This is a genomic window from Rhodopseudomonas palustris BisB18 (assembly GCF_000013745.1).
In the GTDB taxonomy this organism is placed as follows: domain Bacteria; phylum Pseudomonadota; class Alphaproteobacteria; order Rhizobiales; family Xanthobacteraceae; genus Rhodopseudomonas_A; species Rhodopseudomonas_A palustris_F.
In genome coordinates, this window is record NC_007925.1 from 2,891,822 (window position 1) to 2,913,001 (window position 21,180).

The 21,180-nt window shown below is 63.0% G+C and carries 22 protein-coding genes, 1 tRNA gene and 1 pseudogene; 19 read left to right on the forward strand and 5 right to left on the reverse strand.

From position 1 onward, the window contains the following. The first annotated feature begins 49 nt into the window (after positions 1-49). The 11 genes and pseudogenes from ribH (at position 50) to RPC_RS26500 (ending at position 10,596) form a co-directional block, all read left to right on the forward strand. Entirely contained in the window at positions 50-562 is a 513-nt protein-coding gene (ribH, locus tag RPC_RS13330; protein WP_011473109.1) for a 6,7-dimethyl-8-ribityllumazine synthase, read from the forward strand. Continuing rightward, complete coding sequence (gene nusB / locus RPC_RS13335) at positions 550-1,059, forward strand: transcription antitermination factor NusB (protein WP_011473110.1); 510 nt, start codon at positions 550-552, stop codon at positions 1,057-1,059. The genes ribH and nusB overlap by 13 nt, the downstream gene beginning before the upstream one ends. A gap of 275 nt (positions 1,060-1,334) precedes the next feature. Then, on the forward strand, positions 1,335-2,312 hold the full coding sequence (gene thiL, locus RPC_RS13340; RefSeq protein WP_041801794.1) for a thiamine-phosphate kinase: 978 nt from the start codon (positions 1,335-1,337) through the stop codon (positions 2,310-2,312). A 213-nt stretch (positions 2,313-2,525) separates the two neighbouring features. Continuing rightward, positions 2,526-4,649: a sodium-translocating pyrophosphatase gene (locus RPC_RS13345; protein ID WP_011473112.1), complete on the forward strand. Its 2,124-nt coding sequence runs from the start codon at positions 2,526-2,528 to the stop codon at positions 4,647-4,649. A gap of 183 nt (positions 4,650-4,832) precedes the next feature. Then, the gene (locus RPC_RS13350) at positions 4,833-5,372 is read left to right on the forward strand and encodes an ATP/GTP-binding protein (protein WP_041801796.1); all 540 of its coding nucleotides are present in this window, start codon (positions 4,833-4,835) and stop codon (positions 5,370-5,372) included. Further along, positions 5,365-5,946 carry a hypothetical protein gene (locus tag RPC_RS26205; protein WP_157043205.1) on the forward strand — a complete coding sequence of 194 codons (582 nt, stop codon included), beginning with the start codon at positions 5,365-5,367 and terminating at the stop codon, positions 5,944-5,946. The genes RPC_RS13350 and RPC_RS26205 overlap by 8 nt, the downstream gene beginning before the upstream one ends. Before the next feature lie 25 nt (positions 5,947-5,971). Next, positions 5,972-6,973: a dCTP deaminase domain-containing protein gene (locus RPC_RS13360; protein WP_011473113.1), complete on the forward strand. Its 1,002-nt coding sequence runs from the start codon at positions 5,972-5,974 to the stop codon at positions 6,971-6,973. Then, positions 6,970-8,313: a hypothetical protein gene (locus tag RPC_RS26210; protein ID WP_011473114.1), complete on the forward strand. Its 1,344-nt coding sequence runs from the start codon at positions 6,970-6,972 to the stop codon at positions 8,311-8,313. The genes RPC_RS13360 and RPC_RS26210 overlap by 4 nt, the downstream gene beginning before the upstream one ends. After that, on the forward strand, positions 8,313-9,257 hold the full coding sequence (locus RPC_RS13365) for a TIM barrel protein (RefSeq protein WP_041801802.1): 945 nt from the start codon (positions 8,313-8,315) through the stop codon (positions 9,255-9,257). Before RPC_RS26210 ends, RPC_RS13365 begins: the two co-directional genes overlap by 1 nt. A 48-nt stretch (positions 9,258-9,305) precedes the next feature. Continuing rightward, positions 9,306-10,115: pseudogene (locus RPC_RS13370) on the forward strand (sodium/proton-translocating pyrophosphatase); the annotation flags it as partial. A gap of 322 nt (positions 10,116-10,437) precedes the next feature. Further along, positions 10,438-10,596 (forward strand): hypothetical protein, encoded by a 159-nt coding sequence (locus RPC_RS26500; RefSeq protein ID WP_011473116.1) that lies wholly within the window; start codon positions 10,438-10,440, stop codon positions 10,594-10,596. Positions 10,597-10,703: 107 nt separating this feature from the next. On the opposite strand, the gene RPC_RS13375 is transcribed toward RPC_RS26500, so the two are convergent. Then, positions 10,704-11,189, reverse strand: a complete 486-nt coding sequence (locus RPC_RS13375) for an outer membrane protein assembly factor BamE (RefSeq protein ID WP_011473117.1) — start codon at positions 11,187-11,189, stop codon at positions 10,704-10,706. Between the two features lie 107 nt (positions 11,190-11,296). Between RPC_RS13375 and RPC_RS13380 the strand changes: the two genes are divergently transcribed. The 8 genes from RPC_RS13380 (at position 11,297) to RPC_RS13415 (ending at position 16,879) form a co-directional block, all read left to right on the forward strand. Beyond that, positions 11,297-11,848, forward strand: coding sequence for a ubiquinol-cytochrome C chaperone family protein (locus tag RPC_RS13380; protein ID WP_011473118.1), 552 nt, complete (start codon positions 11,297-11,299; stop codon positions 11,846-11,848). A gap of 22 nt (positions 11,849-11,870) precedes the next feature. Then, a complete protein-coding gene (locus tag RPC_RS13385; RefSeq protein WP_011473119.1) occupies positions 11,871-12,431 on the forward strand; it encodes a DUF177 domain-containing protein in 561 nt (186 codons plus the stop codon). Between the two features lie 298 nt (positions 12,432-12,729). Beyond that, positions 12,730-13,791 (forward strand): phosphate acyltransferase PlsX, encoded by a 1,062-nt coding sequence (gene plsX, locus RPC_RS13390; RefSeq protein ID WP_011473120.1) that lies wholly within the window; start codon positions 12,730-12,732, stop codon positions 13,789-13,791. Beyond that, entirely contained in the window at positions 13,788-14,765 is a 978-nt protein-coding gene (locus RPC_RS13395) for a beta-ketoacyl-ACP synthase III (RefSeq protein WP_011473121.1), read from the forward strand. The genes plsX and RPC_RS13395 overlap by 4 nt, the downstream gene beginning before the upstream one ends. A gap of 131 nt (positions 14,766-14,896) precedes the next feature. Beyond that, complete coding sequence (locus RPC_RS13400; RefSeq protein ID WP_011473122.1) at positions 14,897-15,223, forward strand: integration host factor subunit alpha; 327 nt, start codon at positions 14,897-14,899, stop codon at positions 15,221-15,223. A gap of 8 nt (positions 15,224-15,231) precedes the next feature. Beyond that, positions 15,232-15,990, forward strand: coding sequence for a MerR family transcriptional regulator (locus RPC_RS13405; protein WP_011473123.1), 759 nt, complete (start codon positions 15,232-15,234; stop codon positions 15,988-15,990). A gap of 120 nt (positions 15,991-16,110) precedes the next feature. Beyond that, positions 16,111-16,188 (forward strand) — tRNA-Pro (locus RPC_RS13410). Positions 16,189-16,381: 193 nt separating this feature from the next. Then, entirely contained in the window at positions 16,382-16,879 is a 498-nt protein-coding gene (locus RPC_RS13415; RefSeq protein ID WP_011473124.1) for a hypothetical protein, read from the forward strand. A 200-nt stretch (positions 16,880-17,079) separates the two neighbouring features. Here the strand turns inward: RPC_RS13415 and RPC_RS13420 are convergent, their stop codons facing one another. The 4 genes from RPC_RS13420 to RPC_RS13435 form a co-directional block, all read right to left on the reverse strand. Beyond that, on the reverse strand, positions 17,080-17,490 hold the full coding sequence (locus tag RPC_RS13420) for a hypothetical protein (RefSeq protein ID WP_011473125.1): 411 nt from the start codon (positions 17,488-17,490) through the stop codon (positions 17,080-17,082). 250 nt (positions 17,491-17,740) lie between these two features. Beyond that, on the reverse strand, positions 17,741-18,055 hold the full coding sequence (locus tag RPC_RS13425) for a hypothetical protein (protein WP_011473126.1): 315 nt from the start codon (positions 18,053-18,055) through the stop codon (positions 17,741-17,743). A 210-nt stretch (positions 18,056-18,265) separates the two neighbouring features. Next, positions 18,266-19,810, reverse strand: coding sequence for an undecaprenyl-phosphate glucose phosphotransferase (locus RPC_RS13430; RefSeq protein WP_011473127.1), 1,545 nt, complete (start codon positions 19,808-19,810; stop codon positions 18,266-18,268). Between the two features lie 92 nt (positions 19,811-19,902). After that, a complete protein-coding gene (locus RPC_RS13435; protein ID WP_011473128.1) occupies positions 19,903-21,057 on the reverse strand; it encodes a glycosyltransferase family 4 protein in 1,155 nt (384 codons plus the stop codon). Positions 21,058-21,180 lie beyond the last annotated feature (123 nt).

Consider the following 21,180-nt stretch of genomic DNA (forward strand, 5'->3'; position numbering starts at 1 on the left):
GCGGCACGCCTAAAACCCGTGCGCAATTCACATTCATGACGGATCCACGATGGCGGACGCGCGACGCGCTCAGTTGCAGGACCAGACCGACGTTTCCGGCGCCCGCGCGCTGATCGTCGAGGCGCGGTTCTACGATGATATTCAGGACGCGCTGCTGGAAGGCGCGCTGGCCGAACTCGAGGCTGCCGGCGTCGGCCACGACATCCTCACCGTGCCGGGCGCGCTGGAAATTCCCGCCGCGATCGCGATCGCGCTGGATGCCGCGGAAGCAGACGGCCAACCCTATGACGCGGCGATTGCGCTGGGCTGCGTGGTGCGCGGCGACACCATCCATTTCGAGATCGTCTCGATGGAATCGTCGCGGGCGCTGATGGACCTTGCGGTGACGCGGAAATTTCCGCTCGGCAACGGCATCATCACGGTGAACACCGACGAACAGGCCTGGGCGCGCGCGCGGGCCTCCGAACTCAACAAGGGCGGCGACGCGGCGCGGGCGGCGCTGGCGATGCTGCGGATCAAACGCCGTCTGACGCGGAGCAGAACGGCATCATGGCCGAGATGAAAAAGACCATCGACAACAAGCCCGCGCCGAAGGGCGAGAAGAAAGCCAACCGCCGCGGCGCGGCGCGGCTCGCCGCGGTGCAGGCGCTGTACCAGATGGACGTCGGCGGCGCCGGCCTCAACGACATCTTCGCCGAGTTCGAAAGCCATTGGCTCGGCAACGAGGTCGAGGGCGATCAGTATCTGCCGGCCGAGCAGGCGTTCTTCCAGGACGTGGTGTCCGGCGTGGTGCGCGACCAGGCCAAGCTCGATCCGTTGATCGACGTCGCACTCGCCAAGGGCTGGCCGCTGGCGCGGATCGACGCGATTTTGCGCGCGGTGATGCGGGCCGGCGCCTACGAGCTCGAACACCGCAAGGACGTGCCGGCGCGCGTCGTGGTGTCGGAATATGTCGACGTCGCCAACGCCTTCGTCGAGGGCGAGGAAACCGGCATGGTCAACGCGGTGCTCGACCAGATCGCGCGGCAGTTTCGCGCCGATGAGTTTTCGCGGGGCTAGCTGCGTTGATCGGAGCGGCCGTCTTTCGCGCAGGCCGAAATGAGGCTTCATCGCGGGCAACCTCTTCGAATGATCACCGCACTCTCCGCGTCTTGGCCGGGCTCGTCCCGGCCATCCACGGAAACATCGAAAGTCTCGCTTGCGGGCGTGGATGGCCGCGACAAGCGCGGCCATGACGGGTTGAGCGAAATCCCGGATCGCCATCGCGGCGGTTCTGGTCAGGCTGTCGGCAGAGGATGTGCTGCTGCGGCCGTCGGTGCGATGGATGGCAAGGCATGGCTTCCGCTGAAGACAACCTGATCGCGCGCTACTTCAAGCCGCTGGCGAACCACGCCGGCGCGTTCGGGCTCAGCGACGACTGCGCGATCCTGACGTCGTCGGGCGACGATCTGGTGCTGACCACCGACGCCATCGTCGAGGGCGTGCATTTCCTGCCCGACGATCCGCCCGAGAGCATCGCCCGCAAGGCGCTGCGGGTGAACCTGTCGGACTTGGCCGCCAAGGGCGCTTCGCCCGCGGGCTTCCTGCTCACCCTGGCGCTGCGCAGCGCCGAGGAGTCCTGGCTGGCGCCATTTGCAAAAGCGCTCGGCGAGGATGCCGCGGCGTTCGGCTGCCCGCTGCTCGGCGGCGACACCGTGTCGACGCCGGGGCCGCTGATGATCTCGGTCACCGCGTTCGGCCGGGTGCCGGCGGGCCGCATGGTGCGCCGTGCCGGCGCCAGGCCGGGCGACCATGTCGTGGTCTCCGGTACCATCGGCGACGCCGCGCTCGGGCTGGATATCCTCAAGGGTGGGCCGGCGGCTGGCGCGGTCTCGGGCGAGGCCCGCGCCGCTTTGGTGCAACGCTACCGCGAGCCGCAGCCGCGCAGCGCATTGGCGCAAGCGGTCCGCGACCATGCCTCGGCCGCGATGGACGTCTCCGACGGTCTGGCCGGCGACCTCGCCAAGCTGTGCGCCGTCTCCGCGGTCTCGGCCGCGATCGACGCCGCGGCTGTTCCGCTGTCGGAGGCCGCTCGCGCGGTGTTGGCGGCGGGGGCCGGACGAATCGCGCAATTGATCGCCGGGGGCGACGACTACGAGATTCTCTGCACGGTGCCACAGGCTCGGCTGGACGCATTTCAGGCCGATGCGCGCCGGGCCGGGGTCATGGTGACGGTGATCGGCCGGATCACGGACGGCGCCGCCACGCCGCAATTCAGCGACGCCGAAGGTCGCCCGATCGCGTTGTCAGCCTTGTCGTACAGCCACTTCTAGCGGCACGGCGCCGCCGAAGCCGATCGAGCGTTGCCGAAATCATTCCAAAAATAAACATTTATGACCTTCGCAGCGTTGCACCGCGGTTGCGATTTTGGCATGGTCCCCGCCGATTTGAGGCCGCCCTTTAAGCAGAGCGAGCCTTGTTTTTGTGCGTCCTCCGCTGCCGCGGTTCTGGACGCGGGGCAAGTCCAAGGACCTGAGGCAAAATCAATGACAGCATTATGGGTGATTGTGCTCTGCGGGGCGCTTTCCATTGTCTACGCCATCTGGGCGACGTCGTCGGTATTGAGCGCGGATGCGGGCAATCCGCGGATGCAGGAAATCGCCGCCGCGGTGCGTGAAGGCGCGCAGGCCTATCTGAAGCGGCAATACATGACCATCGGCCTGGTCGGCATCGTGATCTTCGCGCTGCTGTACTACTTCCTCGGCGTGTTGGTGGCGGTCGGCTTCCTGATCGGCGCCATCCTGTCGGGCGCCGCGGGCTTCATCGGCATGAACGTCTCGGTGCGCGCCAACGTCCGCACCGCGCAGGCCGCGACGGTGTCGCTGGCCGGCGGGCTTGAGCTCGCCTTCAAGGCCGGCGCCATCACCGGCATGCTGGTCGCCGGTCTGGCGCTGCTCGGCGTCACCATCTACTTCGCCTTCCTGACGCACTATCTCGGGCTGACCGCCAACAGCCGCACCGTGGTCGACGCGCTGGTCGCGCTCGGCTTCGGCGCCTCGCTGATCTCGATCTTCGCCCGGCTCGGCGGCGGCATCTTCACCAAGGGTGCGGACGTCGGCGGCGATCTGGTCGGCAAGGTCGAAGCCGGCATTCCGGAAGACGATCCGCGCAACCCGGCCACCATCGCCGACAACGTCGGCGACAACGTCGGCGACTGCGCCGGCATGGCCGCCGACTTGTTCGAGACCTATGCGGTGACCGCGGTCGCCACCATGGTGCTGGCGGCGATCTTCTTCGCCAGCGCCCCCGACCTGCTGGTCAACATGATGACCTTGCCGCTGGCCATCGGCGGCGCCTGCATCCTGACCTCGATCGCCGGCACCTTCTTCGTCAAGCTCGGTGCCTCGCAGTCGATCATGGGCGCCTTGTACAAGGGCCTGATCGCCACCGGCGTGCTGTCGCTGTTCGCGGTGGCCGGCGTGATCTACGGGCTGGTTGGCTTCGGTCCGCTGACCGGCGTCAGCTACACCGGCTTTGCGCTGTTCGAATGCGGCGTGGTCGGCCTGGTGGTCACCGGTCTGATCATCGTCATCACCGAATACTACACCGGCACCGATTTCCGCCCGGTCAAGTCGATCGCGCATTCCTCGGTCACCGGCCACGGCACCAACGTGATCCAGGGCCTCGCCATCTCGATGGAATCCACCGCCGGCCCGGCGATGGTGATCATCGCCGGCATTCTGGTCACCCACAGCCTCGCCGGCCTGTTCGGCATCGCCATTGCCACCACCACGATGCTGGCCTTGGCCGGCATGATCGTGGCGCTCGACGCCTTCGGTCCGGTCACCGACAATGCCGGCGGCATTGCCGAAATGGCCGGCCTTCCCAAGGAAGTCCGCAAGGCCACCGACGCGCTCGACGCCGTCGGCAACACCACCAAGGCGGTCACCAAGGGCTACGCGATCGGCTCCGCCGGTCTCGGCGCGCTGGTGCTGTTCGCCGCCTATAACGAAGACCTCAAGTTCTTCATCGCCAACGGCGCGCAGTATCCCTACTTCCAGGGCGTGCTGCCGGACTTCTCGCTGAACAACCCCTACGTCGTGGTCGGCCTGTTGTTCGGCGGCCTGCTGCCCTACCTGTTCGGTGCGATGGGCATGACCGCGGTCGGCCGCGCCGCCGGCGCGATCGTCGAGGAAGTGCGTCGTCAGTTCCGCGAGAAGCCGGGCATCATGAAGGGCACCGACAAGCCGGATTACGGCCGCGCGGTCGACCTTCTGACCAAGGCGGCGATCAAGGAAATGATCATCCCGTCGCTGCTGCCGGTGCTGTCGCCGATCTTCGTCTACTTCGCGATCTACTTCATTGCCGGCGGCGGTGCCGACGGCAAGTCGGCGGCGTTCTCCGCGGTCGGCGCCATGCTGCTCGGCGTGATCGTCACCGGGCTGTTCGTCGCGATCTCGATGACCTCGGGCGGCGGCGCCTGGGACAACGCCAAGAAGTACATCGAAGACGGCCACTTCGGCGGCAAGGGCTCCGACGCCCATAAGGCCGCGGTGACCGGCGACACCGTCGGCGATCCCTACAAGGATACGGCCGGCCCGGCCGTCAACCCGATGATCAAGATCACCAACATCGTGGCCTTGCTGCTGCTGGCGATCCTGGCGCACTGAGCTGTCACGACTTGAAGCCAAAACCCCGCGGTGCGAACCGCGGGGTTTTCTGTTGCCGGTAGATCACAAGCCTGCTTTCAATCGAACTTGCGGGGCCGCCTCCTGTTGGCACCTAAAGTCGGCAATGCTGCCTGAACTTAAGTCCTATGCAGTCCTTGGTTCATCGCAATTTGGAGGCATCAATTGACCTTCATCGTCTTGACTGGATCTCACGGGGTCGGAAAAACGACTCTGGCAGAACACTTGACTTCCGAGTTGGGGGCGTCACGGAGCGTGCGTCTCATTCCAGAAACGGCAAGGGAACTTGTCCGACGAGGGTTCAAGGTCAACGACGAAATGACCGAAGAAGGATTCATAGCATATATCCAGACCTATCTGAAGACAGTTAGGGAGTGTCAATCCGAATTGGTCCTGGCAGACCGCTCTCTCTTCGATCTCTACTTGTACACACACAACTCGTCTGAGCACATCCGGCCTCACTTTGTGGAGATGCTGCATGAGTTGGTCTTCGCGGAAGCTAAGACTGTGGACCTTTACGTCTATCTTCCTGTCGAATTTCCACTGCCGCAGGACGAGGTGCGCCCCCCCGATGAGAAATACCAACGTCATATTGATTCAGAAGCAGAGCGGCTTTTATCATATTTTGGAGGGAGAACTGTCGTCGCTCGTGGGACCATCATTCAGCGGGCAGCGACGGTGATCGAAAGCCTGGATCATGTCTGAATCGAGGCGTCTGAATGGTCTACGAGCCCTGCGTTCATTTGGTTTACCGACCCCGAATTGGGAAGAAGTGCGAAACCACGGAGAAATCGCAAAACTATGTCTTTCTGAGCGCCCTTTCGGGTGGACAATTAGAACTTGTCGTACAGACGGCCAGCGCGAAACGGGCGGCTTCTTTGCGAACAATCTTCCGGTCGAGGAAATTTTGCGAGTTCTCAATGAGAGGTCGAATATGTTCGGCAAGGGGGAATTCTACATAGTCTATCCCTCTTGGAAGTTCATCATGTCCTTCAATGTTGTTTTTGACGCCGACGCCTTTACTGTCGAAGGCAAACATGGGTCACAAAAAGGAATCTCGGACGGCACTGAAATGCCAGAGGTCTCGCTTCGCGTCTCAGGCAATCGACGCTGTGATGCAGTTGTATACATTGGCGACTATGCACCATCTACCGAAAGGCTTGTACGACGGGTTCTTTCCTATCTCAGGCGGGTTCCTCTTCCGCGCTTCTATTCCGAGGTCGCAATAACAACAGATCAGCAGATTTTCTTCTACGAACTATTTCCCGTCGGGGGGTAGTCGATGCGCATTCCGGAACATCATCATGGTCACTTCAAACCCTCCCAATCCATCCGGCGTACTGATTAAGAGCGAAATTCAAGGTCTTAAACTAATTGAATTTCCTGATGGAGAGGACAAGGACAACGCTGATTGTTTTAAGCCGGCGAGCTACGATATGCGGCTGGGGGCCGAATACGTGTCGCCGGGTATAGTAGAACGGGGGACACGAAATTTCAGGATATTGGACTGCAAGAACGCAGGCGAGTTGATTGTCGAACCATTTTCAAGCGTAGTGGTTTCGACGTACGAGATAGTCAGGCTTCCGCCGGTTGTAGTTGGAAAGTTCAACCTTCGAATTAGGCAGGCGCTCCGAGGTCTGTTTGTACAAATGGGTACTCAGGTCGAGCCTGGTTACTATGGACGATTGTTTGCCTTACTGCAGAACATCACTGGCGAGCCGGTCAAAATCAAATACAAAGATCTTGAGTACCGACTTTTCACCATTGAGTTCTACTATACTAGTAAAGAGGCGATTGTTCCATCGCGCGACAAGCCTGTTGAGATGAAAGATTTTGTGCGGTCGATCGCGGTGAAGAGCACTCTCGATCAAATGCTGACACATATCAAGGAGAGTAATGCCAAGATTGAAGAAGAAATTCGCGAAGCGCGCCCTCGCAACATCGCATTTTATACGATCCTACTGACCGTGTTGGTGACGGGCGTCATAACGGTGCTAGCCCCCTTTGCATTTAACCTCGCTCCATATGTCTTTAAGCGGATGTTTCCGGCCGCACACCCTCAACCGACCGCAGTGATTGAGGAAGCCAAGGCGCTATCGGAGTCCGTGCGAAGCGAGAATTCACGGTTGAAAGAAAGTGTGAAAGAAGTCCGCGAGAAGTCTACAGAGAACGAGGAATCATTGAAGCATGCGATCCAGAGGATTTCCGACCTAGAGAAAAGGATTACTCGGACGGCATCGCCGGGCGGGACTTCAGATCGCGCTTCTGGGAACAAGCCTACAAATGGCGAAGGCAGAGATCGATGAACTGGGATTATGTTTTTATCGGTGCAGGTCCGGCCTCATTGATTGCCGCAGGTCTGCTTTCGAAAAGCCAGCCGGGGGCGTGTATCCTAATATTGGAGGCAGGCGGCACGCTAAAGCATCGAGGATGTCCAGGAATGCGGCGTCGCACCTGCACAGATTGCAGCAAGAGCGGGTGCCGGGTGACGATGGGCGTCGGCGGCTCAAGCGCTGGATTCGGGAACAAGATGTGCCGTTTTCCGGCCAGTTCGGAGACATTGTCCTTAGTTCCGCAGGAAGTGCGTTTGCAGGTGGAGGATATCATAGCTCAACTGTTGGGCCGCGATCCCGGGCCGCCCGAGGTGTCGGAGTTTCCTGTTGGGACAGTTCGTCGCAAATTCTACTCAGCCGATGTGTTGTTCCGATCGGAGTATGGGGCTCTTATCGCCAAGTTGTTGGCCGAGCTATCCCATTCTGTTGAATTGCGCTCGGATGCGGCAGTTGCGTCCGTTCAAAAAGGGGCTGAGGGCTTTGAACTTCAACTCGCCTCAGGGGAAAAGGTCAAAACGTCAAAGCTGGTATTGGGAACAGGGCGATCGGGGCACAAATTTATCCGACGGACGCTTGATTCTCTTGGCGTGTCATATGTCGAGGCGGAGACCGATGTGGGAATTCGACTGGAAGCACGCACCGGCTTATTTAGCGAATCTTTCTTCTATCAAAACGATCCAAAGTTTAAAGTCGATCACGGGGAATTGGGAACTTCCCGAACATTCTGCGCCTGTCGGGGCGGACACATAGTGCCAGTAAAGTTTGGGAATGGCTTCTTCGCCGACGGGGCGTTTGTGAGTGGTCTCAGTGACGTTACGAATGTTGCTCTGATGGTTCGATCATCTCAACTGCTAACCTCAGAGCAACTCGACGAGTGGTGCCGGTTTGTGAACGTTCGTTCTGGGCAGAGCCTTCTCCTCGGCGAGGTCAGCGCTGAAGGCGGTCCCTCCGCGGCGACTATACTTGCGAGCGTTCCCGTTTGGCCATCCGATCGGCACAAATCGTTGATGGCGGAACTCTTGGACGCGGTAGTCGCCGGAAAGCAGGTGGACATGTTCGGAACATCAATTCCCGGAGAAGCTGTAAAGATTTATGGCCCAGCGGTGGATCGTTATTGGCCCTTGCCTAGTCTATCCACAGGTTTTCAGACCAATGTCGAAGGGCTGTCCATTATAGGGGATGCTGCGGGGCTATCCAGGGGTATCGTACAGGCTCTGGCGTCCGGGGTCGGTTGGGCCTTGGTAGAATCAGTCGCAACTGGCATGCTTATTGATGAAGTGTTGACACACCCCAATTCATCGAAAGCGGCTTGATGATCCGATTTGGAGTTGCAGGCTTCCCCCCTGCATTCAAGGAGTCGAAGTATAGAAAGAACAGGTTCGATGTCCTGCATTGGCTCGTCGATCTGCAACTCGATGCGTTCGAGTTGCAGATGACGTATGGTCCGCGAATGACTGCCGAGAATTGCGTCCTCTTTCGTCAGATGTCTGAGGCCACTGGGGTGCGGCTGTCTGTTCACGCTTCGTACTTCATTGTCTTTACAAGCGACGATCCGGCGAAGATTCTGCAATCCGAGGATACGCTAAAGCGCACGTATGAGGCAGCTGAACGTCTTGGGGCAAGGACGATCGTGCTGCATCCTGGTCCGCTATACGGGGCGAGCGGTAGTGAGCCTCTCGAACGATTCGTGGAGAATACTGGAAATTGCTTGAATTCAATAGGTCGGACCGACATTGGGCTCTTTGTGGAAACAGCCGGCAAAGTCGGGCAGCTCGGTTCGGTTGACGAGATCCTGGAAATTTGTACCCGGCTTGACGGCACATTCCCCTGCATCGACTTTGGCCACGTGCATGCTCGCACACTAGGGACGCTCGAAGATCCCGCAGCTGTTGATGCCATTGCGTCACAACTAGAATTGTATCTGCAATCAAGAGACAATTTACGAATCCATTTTCATTATACGCCGATCCATTTTGGTCAGCGTGGCGAAATTCAACACCGAGCCATTCATGATCGGTATCCGCCGTTAGCTCAACAATCGCTTTTCGGGACTTCCACGCCGGGAGAGCAATCTCGGGATGGGCTGTTTCATCCGCGAGTGGAACCCGTAGCTGCTGCCCTTGCTCGCCTATGTGTTGCTTCGCGGATGGACTTCACTGTCATCTCAGAAACGCACGACAGTCAGGAGGAGGGCGCCGCCGCTCTGAGAGATGCCGTCATTTGCCATAATTTGGGTACTAGGTTGGATGCGGCTTAATTGATCGTTTCATCGATCCGAATGCCTTTTTCTCTGCAGAGGTATGCAGGTCTTGCCGAAATGGCCGGCCTTCCCAAGGAAGTCCGCAAGGCCACCGACGCGCTCGACGCCGTCGGCAACACCACCAAGGCGGTCACCAAGGGCTACGCGATCGGCTCCGCCGGTCTCGGCGCGCTGGTGCTGTTCGCCGCCTATAACGAAGACCTCAAGTTCTTCATCGCCAACGGCGCGCAGTATCCCTACTTCCAGGGCGTGCTGCCGGACTTCTCGCTGAACAACCCCTACGTCGTGGTCGGCCTGTTGTTCGGCGGCCTGCTGCCCTACCTGTTCGGTGCGATGGGCATGACCGCGGTCGGCCGCGCCGCCGGCGCGATCGTCGAGGAAGTGCGTCGTCAGTTCCGCGAGAAGCCGGGCATCATGAAGGGCACCGACAAGCCGGATTACGGCCGCGCGGTCGACCTTCTGACCAAGGCGGCGATCAAGGAAATGATCATCCCGTCGCTGCTGCCGGTGCTGTCGCCGATCTTCGTCTACTTCGCGATCTACTTCATTGCCGGCGGCGGTGCCGACGGCAAGTCGGCGGCGTTCTCCGCAGTCGGCGCCATGCTGCTCGGCGTCATCGTCACCGGCCTGTTCGTCGCGATCTCGATGACCTCGGGCGGCGGCGCCTGGGACAACGCCAAGAAGTACATCGAAGACGGCCATTTCGGCGGCAAGGGCTCCGACGCCCATAAGGCCGCGGTGACCGGCGACACCGTCGGCGATCCCTACAAGGATACCGCGGGTCCCGCGGTGAACCCGATGATCAAGATCACCAACATCGTGGCCTTGCTGCTGCTGGCGATCCTGGCGCACTGAGAATCGATTTTCTGATCGACACGAAAGCCCCGCGGTGCAAGCCGCGGGGTTTTTCTTTGGGCGCTGATCAGCCATTGTTAGAGTTGGCCGCAAATGCCGCGACGGAGTTGAACGCTTCGCTCGCCCCGTCATGACCGGGCTTGCCCCGGCCACCCACGCCCACAGCCATGGCTTTCGACGTTTCCGTGGCTGGCCGGGACCAAGCCCGGCCATGACCTGGAGAGGGCGGTGCTGTTCGAGACGGCGCTGATGTGGAGGGCCGGATTGCGCGTCGCATGATCCGGGCTTTATCTGTCTGCGCCCCAGATCAAGGAACGAATCGATGTCGCTGTCGTCCGCCAAGAACTACGCGCTGCGCGCCGCCAAATCGCAGGATCACAAGGAGGCGGCCGAGCTGCTCTCCAAAGCGATCCTGGAACTGGCCGGCGCGATCGAGGCCACCGACGCCAAGATCAAGAGCCTCAACAAGGCGAAGGGATAAGGCGAGGGCGCGGCGGACGAAGCCAACAGGAGGTTGAGCGACGCACAATGAAAAACCCCGCGGCGGGCGCCGCGGGGCTTTCAACGATGCAATCAGGCGGCCGGCGCTTAGTGGAAGCTGATCAGCTTGAACAGCGGCGCCAGGTAGCTCATTTCCTGGCCCGAGGTCGGCGTGGTGCGGCTGATGAAGTCGAAGATCTTGCCGTCCTGCAGGCCGTAATTGGCGATCCGCCGAACTTGGCGGTTCTGGTCGAAATAGATCGCGATCACCCGCTGGTCGATCAGCTTCTGCGGCATGAACGCCACCGGCCGCTCGGCGCGCTGCGAGATGTAGTAGAACACCTCGCCGCTCAATGTGGCGACGGTGGAGGGGGTGCCCATCACGATCAGCACCTGGTCCTGGCTGGCGCCGATCGGAATCTGCTCGAGCGCGCCGGTGGGTAGGATATAGCCCTTCTGAAACTGCTCGGAGGTGCAGCCGGGCAGCGCGACGCACAGCATCGCCACCGCGACCAGCGGTCGCAACCCTTGCCGGAGCGCAGCAAAAACCCGCGGAAACGCGCGGCTTGCGCGTTGGTCAATCGAAAGTGTCATTCGGGAGCGGGCCCCATCCCCTTGCATCGAACACGGTGTTGCCGTACCCGGCTGCAATCCCCTTGGCAATAGGTGCGGCCGTCGCGGGCTCGCAGTAGGAACCCATCATGATTTGGCCGTTTGATCAATTCACCAGTCCCCGGTCGCCGTCGCGCGGCACCATTGAAGCCATCTATGGCATGATCGTGGCGCAAGCGCGAGAACCGGCATTTTATAAGACCTTGGGTGTGCAGGACTCGGTCAACGGCCGTTTCGAGATGATCGTGTTGCACCTGTGGCTGGTGCTGCGGCAGGCCCGCGCGCAGTCCGACAACGTGGCGTTCGGCCAGGCGTTGTTCGACTATTTCTGTAGCGATCTGGACGCCAATCTGCGCGAAATGGGCGTCGGCGACTTGACGGTGCCGAAGCGGATGCAGAAGTTCGGCGAGGCGTTCTACGGCCGCGCGGCGGCCTATGACAACGCCCTGGCCGACGAAGACAATCCCAGCGAAGCGATGGCCAAGGCGTTGTGCCGTAACGTGCTGAACGGCTTCGGGCTGGACAAGGCGCGGCTGCTGGCGGCCTATGTCGATAACGCCGCGGCGACCCTGGCACGGGTCGACGCGGCCGCGCTGCGCAGCGGTCGCTGGCGATTCCCGCCGGCGCTGGCCGTGGCCTGATTGCCGAACGCAGGATGATCCGATGACCGACATGGCCAATCCATGGAGCCTTCCGGTGGTGGTGGCGCAGATCCCCGAAACCGGCCTGCACCGCGAGCTCGCGGCCAACGCCCATGAGCGCACCGCGATGGCCGCGCTGGGCGGCTTGCGCGAAATCCTGTCGGCGTCGGCATCGTTCGATCTGGTGCCGATCGTCGAGGGCAGGGTGCGGGTGGTCGGCCGGGTCCGCGCCAGGGTCGGGCAGACCTGCGTGGTGACGCTGGAGCCGATCGAGAACGACGTCGACGAGGCGATCGACCTGATCTTCGCGCCGGCCTCGCAAATTCCGGAAATGGCCGACCTGGTCGACGACGACGCCGAGGGCGGCGCCGACGTTCCGGACCCGCCGGAGCCAATCGAGCACGGTTTGATCGACGTCGGCCGCGTCGCCACCGACGCGCTGTTTCTCGGCCTCGACCCCTATCCGCGCAAGCCCGACGCCACGTTCGAGCCGTTGATCACCCCGGACGATCCCGAGGAGCATCCGTTCGCCGCGTTAAAAGCGTTGAAAACCGCCCCGGCGCCGGCAAAATCCAAGAAATAGCCCAGCGGTTCGCTTCGCCCGACGCAGTAGAAAACTACCGGTGGGATGCTGGCGGCGGGCCGCACCGGACCGATTTTCGAGATTCGTGCGGGTTTCGGCGGCAAATACCGGCTCCAGGGCCGTGATGTTCGACTTAAAACGGGCAGGTCGGGATGTTGTATCGGGGCGGAGAAACGTTATTGTCCCCGCCCGATAGGAGCGCGGCGCTGCGCTCCGGCCATCGCCCCTGACCGGCGAAATTCATTCGTCTGCGGCCAAGCGCTTTGGGGCCGCGACTTGTTAGGTTTCCGGAACGTTCATGTCCCAAAAGGTTCGAATCGCGCTTGACGCCATGGGCGGCGATTTCGGCGCTTCGGTCGTCGTTCCCGGCGCGGCTATTTCGCTTACCCGGCACCCCGACTCCGAATTCCTGCTGTTCGGCGACAGCGCCCTGATCAACAAGCAGCTCGATCTGCATCCGGCACTGCAGAAAGTGTCGCGTGTGTTCCACACCGACATAGCCGTCAGCATGCACGACAAGCCGAGCCAGGCGCTGCGCCGCGGCCGCAAGGTGTCGTCGATGTGGCTGGCGATCGAGGCGGTGAAGAAGGGCGAGGCCGATGTTGCGGTCTCCGCCGGCAACACCGGCGCCTTGATGGCAATGGCGCGTTTCTGTCTGCGCACGCTGCCCGGCATCGACCGGCCGGCGATCGCGGCGATCTGGCCGACGATCCGCGGCGATTCGGTGGTGCTGGATCTCGGCGCCACCATTGGCGGCGATGCCGAACATCTGAAAGCGCTGGCGGTGATGGGCAGCGCGATGGCCAGCGTATTGTTCGATCTGGAACGGCCGACCGTGGGCCTGTTGAACATCGGCGTCGAGGAAATCAAAGGCGGCGAGGAAATCCGCGCCGCCGCCGAATTGCTGCGCGAGATGAATTCGCCGCAATTCGAATTCATCGGCTTCGTCGAGGGCGACGGCATCGGCAAGGGCGCCGCGGACGTCATCGTGTCGGAAGGTTTCAGCGGCAACATCGCGCTGAAGGCGGCCGAGGGCACCGCGCGGCAGATCAGCGAATATCTCAAGGCGGCGATGTCGCGGACCTGGCGCTCCAAGATCGGCTATCTGTTCGCCCGCGAGGCGTTCCGCTCGCTGCGCGACAAGATGGACCCGAACAAATCCAACGGCGGCGTGTTCCTCGGCCTCAACGGCGTGGTGGTCAAGAGCCACGGCGGAACCAGCGCCGACGGCTTTGCCTATGCGGTCGACGTTGGCTATGACATGGTCCGCTACGATCTCCTGAACAAGATCAACCAAACGCTCAATCGCGGTGGCGGCGCCCTTGGCGGTACGCCCACCGCTCGGGAGGCTGTCTCGTGACTGTCACACGCTCGGTAGTGCTCGGCTGCGGTTCCTATCTGCCGGAGCGGATTCTGACCAACGCCGAACTCGCCGCCAAGGTTGATACCTCGGACGAGTGGATCGTGCAGCGCACCGGCATCAAGCAGCGCCACATCGCCGCCGAGGGCGAGTTCACCTCGCATCTGGCGATCAAGGCGGCGCAGGCGGCGCTCGACGACGCCGGCATCGACGCGCAATCGATCGACCTCATCGTGCTCGCCACCTCGACCCCCGACAACACCTTTCCCGCCACCGCGGTCGCGGTGCAGGCGGCGCTCGGCATCCACCATGGCGCGGCGTTCGACTTGCAGGCGGTGTGCTCGGGCTTCGTCTTCGCGGTCGCCACCGCCGACAATTTTTTGCGCGGGGGGTCCTTCAAGCGGGCGCTGGTGATCGGCGCCGAAACCTTTTCGCGGATTCTCGACTGGAACGATCGCGGCACCTGCGTGCTGTTCGGCGACGGCGCCGGCGCCATCGTGCTGGAGGCGCAGCAGGGTTGGGGCACCAGCGTCGATCACGGCGTGCTGACCACGCATCTGCGCTCCGACGGTCGCCACAAGTCCAAGCTCTATGTCGACGGCGGACCGTCCTCGACCGGCACCGTCGGGCATCTGCGCATGGAAGGCCGCGAAGTGTTCAAGCACGCGGTCGGCATGATCACCGGGGTGATCATCGACGCGTTCGAGGCCAGCGGCACCACGCCGAAGGACATCGACTGGTTCGTGCCGCATCAGGCCAACAAGCGGATCATCGACGCCTCGGCGCACAAGCTGCATCTGGCGCCGGAGAAGGTGGTGCTCACCGTCGATCGCCACGGCAACACTTCGGCGGCGTCGATTCCGTTGGCGCTCGACACCGCGGTGAAGGACGGCCGCATCAAGAAGGGCAACCTGGTGCTGCTGGAAGCGATGGGCGGCGGCTTCACCTGGGGCTCGGCTTTGGTGCGTTGGTAAGCGTTTACGTCAAGTTTTAACGACAGCACTTTGTATTTCCATGCGTTTGCATTGATGAGCGCTGTTGACCCAGCGTCGCTAACCTCTTAATTTCGATCGATGAATTTGTTCGCCGTGAGTTGGGGCAGGCGATGACCGGAACCGGAAAGACAGTGACACGCGTCGATCTGTGCGAAGCCGTCTACCAAAAGGTGGGGCTGTCGCGCACGGAGTCGTCTGCGTTCGTCGAGCTCGTATTGAAAGAGATCACCGACTGCCTGGAGAAAGGCGAGACGGTGAAGCTGTCGTCGTTCGGCTCGTTCATGGTTCGCAAGAAAGGCCAGCGAATCGGGCGTAATCCGAAGACCGGCACCGAGGTGCCGATCTCGCCGCGCCGGGTGATGGTGTTCAAACCATCGGCGATCCTGAAGCAGCGGATCAACGCCAACGGCGCCGCTGCCCCCACCAAGACCGACTGATCGGGAGCATGCATTTGGACAAAGCGCCCGATGCATTCCGAACCATCAGCGAGGTCGCCGACGACCTCGACATCCCGCAGCACGTGCTGCGTTTCTGGGAAACCCGATTCGCCCAGATCAAGCCGATGAAGCGCAGCGGCGGCCGCCGCTATTATCGCCCCGACGACGTCGACCTGCTGCGCGGCATTCGCCGGCTGTTGTACGGCGAGGGCTACACCATCCGCGGCGTGCAGCGCATCCTGAAAGAGCAGGGCATCAAATCGGTGCAAGGCCTCGCCAACGGCCTGGCCCGGCCGGCGGCGCCGGATCCGCGTGATGTCGAATCGCCGTCCGGCGGGTTCGACGAGGCCAACCTGCCGTCGCCGGAGCTTGACGCGGACACCGACGACGAGGCCGAGGATCACCGCACGGCGCCGGTCGTGGTGCGGCGTGAACCGGCGCTGGGTGCGCTGGGCGCGGCGCGGCGCGAACCTACGCTTCGATCTGCAGTTGGATCTACCCTTGGTTCTCCGCTTGGATCTCCGCTCGGCGCTTCCTTGGGGCCGGCACGGCGCGAGCCGGATCTTGGGCCGGATCTTGGGCCGCCGCATGGGCCGGCGATGCTGCGGCACGCCGAGGACGGTCGCCCCTCCGCCCATTCGGTCTCGGCTGCGAATCGGCGGGAACTCGATCTCGAGCGGTTGGAAACCGCGTTGCAGGATCTGGTCGCCTGCAAGCAGATGCTGGACAGCGCCTTCGAGGACGGCTCGCCGTCGGCCGCGCTGTGAGTGCCGAAGCGGTTCGCCCACGAGCCGCGGCAGCCCAATCGCCACGATCGGTGGCAATTCGCCTCCGCGGTTCTTGCGCCCGGGCCTGAACGAAGCTACAGGAACGGAGCCAGTTGGCATCGGAGCGTAGCGCAGCCCGGTTAGCGCACTAGTCTGGGAGACTAGGGGTCGAAGGTTCAAATCCTTTCGCTCCGACCACCTCTACCAAGCTGTTTCAATAGCTTGTGTCTTTGTGCTGCGAAAACCCATTCAGCAGTTCGACAATCCCCTCGTGGTTCGCCGTGGCGGCGGAAATCGCATCCGATCCGCGAAAAATTGACGCCGGTCAGGGTGCCTCGGTCGCCAAGCTGGCATCGCTGGTCAAGTCATTTGCGGTCTCGCGGAGGATTCGATGATCTTCGCAATCAGCTTGCTGTTGAGCTACCTGTTCATCGGCCTGACCCGCGCCGCCAACGGCATCACCGCGGCGCCGGGGCAAAAGCCGGCTTGGGCATCGGACGGGCCGCCGAGCTTGGGCGTGGTGTTCGGCGTGATTGCGACTTGGCCGGCCGCGCGAATCGCCGAGGCGCGGCGCGGCAACCCCGCCAATCCGCGCCGCGACGTCGCTTTTTCCGTGATGAACGCGATGGTCGAGTTCACGCTGCTCGCGGTGCTGACCTGGGGCGCGTTGGAACTGGCGGTCGCGGTGTCGGACAATGTCCTGGTCGAAGTTCTGGTGTCGATCGGCTTGATATTCCTGGTGCTGCGCTTCGTGCTGCCGATCGTCACGGTGAAGAGTGCGCCGGCGATCGCGGTGCTCGGCCTCATGCTGGACCGGATGTTTCCTTCGAGCGGGCAGAACGCGACCGAACGCAGCGATGCGAGTAGCGAAGGCGATAAGTCGGCATAACCGGACAGCAACGGCATTGCGACGTCGCGAGTATTGCAATCGCCGGGCTGGGTTTGGCCGCCATCGACCAACAGCCAACACCCCGCGGCCTTGCGGCAGCGCGTGGCGAGAACTGCGCATCCGCAGTTCAGGCACAGCTCTGCCGCTTGGCCCGGTGGATCGGACTGGCGTCAGGTTGATGGCATCGAACGAACGGGCGGTTAGCCGTTGCTCTGCTCCTGATAGGCACGCGAGGCGGATTTCGCGGCGGTTTCGACCTCGGCGGACAATCCCGCGGTGGCCTGCGTTCCGGCGCTAAGCACATGCCGCTGGAAGTCGGTGCCGTCCTCGATCAGCCGGCGGACCGCGCCGTTCAACCAATCCTGATACTCCCGGAGCGCGTCGACCGGTGTGGCGGCTTCGCCCATGCGCTTGGCGGCCTCGATCGCTTCACGCGTTCCTTGCTGGCGGCGCGCCAACCAGCCGTCGGAGTATTGCTTGATGCCGGAGAGCACGACTTCCTGGCTCTCCCAGAATTTGACGCTGACCGGCGCGATGGTCTTCAAAGCTGCTGCCGGCTGCAGGATCTGCGGAAATAACACCACGCTATCGCTATCGTTTCTATCGCTCATGACCTTTCTCCGTCCGGGATTGGTGATTGAGGACACCTAACATAACGCCGGTCGCGACGATCGGATGAGCAGAATTGGACAGTCGCAGCAAATTGAGCGGACGCGTAGTTGGCCGGCATCCACGAAAAAGCCGCCCGTGTTTGCGGGCGGCTGATGAGGATCCGAACTAACAAACCGCCGTAACTATCGGGTGATACACGGCTCGTCAGAGCAGCCGGCGACGGCGGCTAAGCTCCGCTTCGGAGCGCGTTCAGCTCCGCTTGAACAGGCCGGTCACGGCGGCGGGGCTGGGCAGCTTGGCGGCCAGACCCGGCACGAAGATCAGCGCCGCGACGGCGGCGGCGAGCAATGTCGGCAACAGGTCGTACTGAGCGATGCCGGAGACGATCCACAGCGCACAGAACAGCGCCGCCAGTTCCGCCAGCAGATAGGCCAGCACGGTGAGAAAGCCCTGCTGCGTCGACTTGATCGTCGGCGCGAAAGTCGCAACCAGCAGGCTGAACAGGATCACCACGATGGCGGCGAGAAAAAGGGACGACAGCGCGTCCACAACGGTTACCAGCATGACGATCTCCTCAACTGTCCACTCGGCTTGACAGCGCAGCATAGGTTGATTCTGACGCTCGGGAAAGTGCCATGCTGGCTCCTGCGCGCGGTCGCGGCCCGGGGGCGCCCGTGCAACATGTTACCGTCGGGCCGGGTCGACAGCCGCCTGCGATGACGGGTGAAGGGGCGCCGGCAGCCCTCGAAGGTCCGCGGGGCAGCAGAGCCCACCTCAATAGGCGTTCTCGCCCTTGAGCAGCGCCAGCGGCGTCTTCAACAGGATGAACAGGTCGAACAGCACCGACCAGTTTTCGATGTAGTACAGGTCGTATTCGACCCGCTTCTGGATCTTCTCGTCGCTGTCGATCTCGCCGCGCCAGCCGTTGATCTGCGCCCAGCCGGTAATGCCGGGCTTGACGCGGTGGCGGGCGAAGTAGCCGTCGACCGCCTCGTCGAACAACCGGCTCTGCAGCTTGCCCTGCACGGCGTGCGGACGCGGCCCGACCAGCGACAGATTGCCCTTGAACACCACGTTGAACAGCTGCGGCAGCTCATCCAGGCTGGTGCGCCGGATGAAGCGGCCGACCTTGGTGACGCGCGGATCGTTCTTGGTCACCACCTTGGCGGCCAGCGGGTCGGCCTGGTGATGATACAGCGAGCGGAATTTGTAGACGTCGATGCGCTCGTTGTTGAAGCCGAACCGCTTCTGGCGAAACAGCACCGGGCCGGGGCTGTCCAGCCTGATCGCGAGCGCCACCAGCGCCATCACCGGGGAAACCAGCACCAGGATCAGCCCGCCGACCAGCCGGTCGAACAGGTGCTTCATCACCAGATCCCAGTCGGTGATCGGCGCCTCGAACACGTCGAGCGTCGGCACCTTGCCGAGGTAGGAGTAGGAGCGCGGCCGAAACCGCAGCTTGTTGGTGTGCGCCGACAGCCGGATGTCGACCGGCAGCACCCAGAGCTTCTTCAGCATCTCCAGGATCCGGGTCTCGGCCGAGATCGGCAGTGCGAACAGCACCAGGTCGACCCGGGTGCGGCGGGCGAATTCGACGATGTCGTCGACCTTGCCGAGTTTGGGACTGCCGCCGCAGCTATCCAGCGCGCGGGCGTCGTTGCGGTCGTCGAACACGCCGAGAATGTCGAGGTCGGAATCCTCCTGCGCCTTCAGCGCGGCAATCAGTCGTTCGCCGTTGTCGTCGGAACCGACCACGACGGTGCGGCGATCGAGCCGGCCGTCGCGGGCCCAGCGCCGCACCCATTCGCGCAACGCCAGCCGCTCGGCAAATAACGCGCTCAACCCGACGACGAAGAACCCCGACAGCCAGACCCGCGACACCTCGCCGCCGAGCTTGGCGAAGAACGAGGCGCCGATGAACAACAGGAACACCACCGACCAGGCCGAGATCATCCGGGTGAATTGCTGGAGCAGGCCGCGAAACGCCTGCACCTGGTAGATATCGACCGCCTGGAACGCCACCACCGCGGCCAGCGACATCGCGAAGATCGCCGCCATATACTCCCAGCTCGGAGTGTCGCCGTGCGCCACATAGCCGAAATACAGCGCGGTTCCGACCAGGTTGATCAGCAGCAGATCCACCATGCGCACCAGGCCGGCGATCACCACCGGCGAGTAAGCCGGGCGCACTTTCTGGTTGGCGACCGCCAGCGCCGAGGCCGATAGCCGGCGGCGGCGCTCGGTCGGCGGCGCGCCGCTGGTCGCGGCTGCCGCTACGGCTGCGGCGCTGATCATGGAGCGTGCGTTGATTGGTTCCACGTCACAACGTCCGTTGTTATCCGCCGCGCGGCAGACTGCGTCGGCGGGCGAAAGCCCCGATCGACGCTTAACGGAAATGTCAGAACAATTAGTTATCGGCCAGGCGACGGGGTGGCCGCGGCGAACGCCTCGCGGTAGCCGGCGAGCACGCCTTCCACCATGGCGCCCTGCGAGAAATGCTGGAAGATCCGTTGCCGCAACGCCTGCGCGCGAGCCATCGCGGCGGCCGGATCGTCGAGCGCGGCGGCGATCGCCGCGGCCATCGCCGCCGGATCGTTGGGGGCAAACAGCGCCTGGCGATGCGGGCCGAAGATTTCCGGGATACCGCCGACATCGGCGGCTAGCATCGGCACGCCGGCGGCCGCCGCCTCGATCACCACATAGGGCATGGAATCGCCGCGCGACGGCACCACCAGCAGCCGGCCCTTGGCAAAGCCGTCGCGCGCTTTGACGTGGCCGAGCCGTCGCACCGCGCCGCCGAGATCGAGCGCTGCGATCTGCGCCTGCAGAGCCTGGCTTTCCTCGCCGTCGCCGCCGAGCGACAGCGTTACCGTGCGGCCGGCGCCGCGCAGCTGCGCCACCGCGTCGATCAACAGGTCGGCGCCCTTGATCTTGCGGAACTCGCCCACATAAGCCAGGTCGGCGGCATCGTCGGCGACTTCGATCGGGTCGAATTCGCCGGCTCCGACGCCGTTGAAGACGCAGCGCACCAGGCCGTGCGGCGTGCCGATGACGCGCCGATAGGTGTCGCGGGCGAACGCGCTTTCGAACAGGAACAGCTCGGTGCGGTTCATCAGCGCGCGTTCCAGCCGGCTGTAGAACGCGCCCTGCAGCGTGTTCGGCGCATAATGCAGCGAGCCGCCATGCGGGGTGTAGACCCGGATGGTGTTGGGCTTGCGCGGCAGCATCCGCAGAAAGGCACCGGCCTTGGCGCCGTGGCCGTGCAGCACGTCCGGCCGCAACCGGCCGAGCAGCTGCGCGAAGCGAAGCCAGAGCAACGCGTCGCTCGGGCTCGGCGCGCGGCGGATCGGCAAGCGATGCACGCCGAGCGCCAGCCGCGGCGCGATCTCCGCCAGCGCCGCCTCGGCCCGCGCGCCGCCGGTCAGGCTGTCGGCGATCAGCCCGATCTGGTGGCCGCGATCGGCCTGGCCGTTGGCGAGGTCGAGAATGTGCCGGATGATGCCGCCGACCGGGGCGCGCACGGCGTGAACGATACGAAGCGGCTGATCGGTGATGGTGGCGGCCATCGCGCTCAGAACCAACGTTCGCCGACCAGCACGGTCGCAGCCAGCGGGACGGAATCGTGCACCCGACCCGGCAAGGCCAGCGCACAGACAAGCAAGGGGAGCACGGCGCGCGCGCGTTGCATG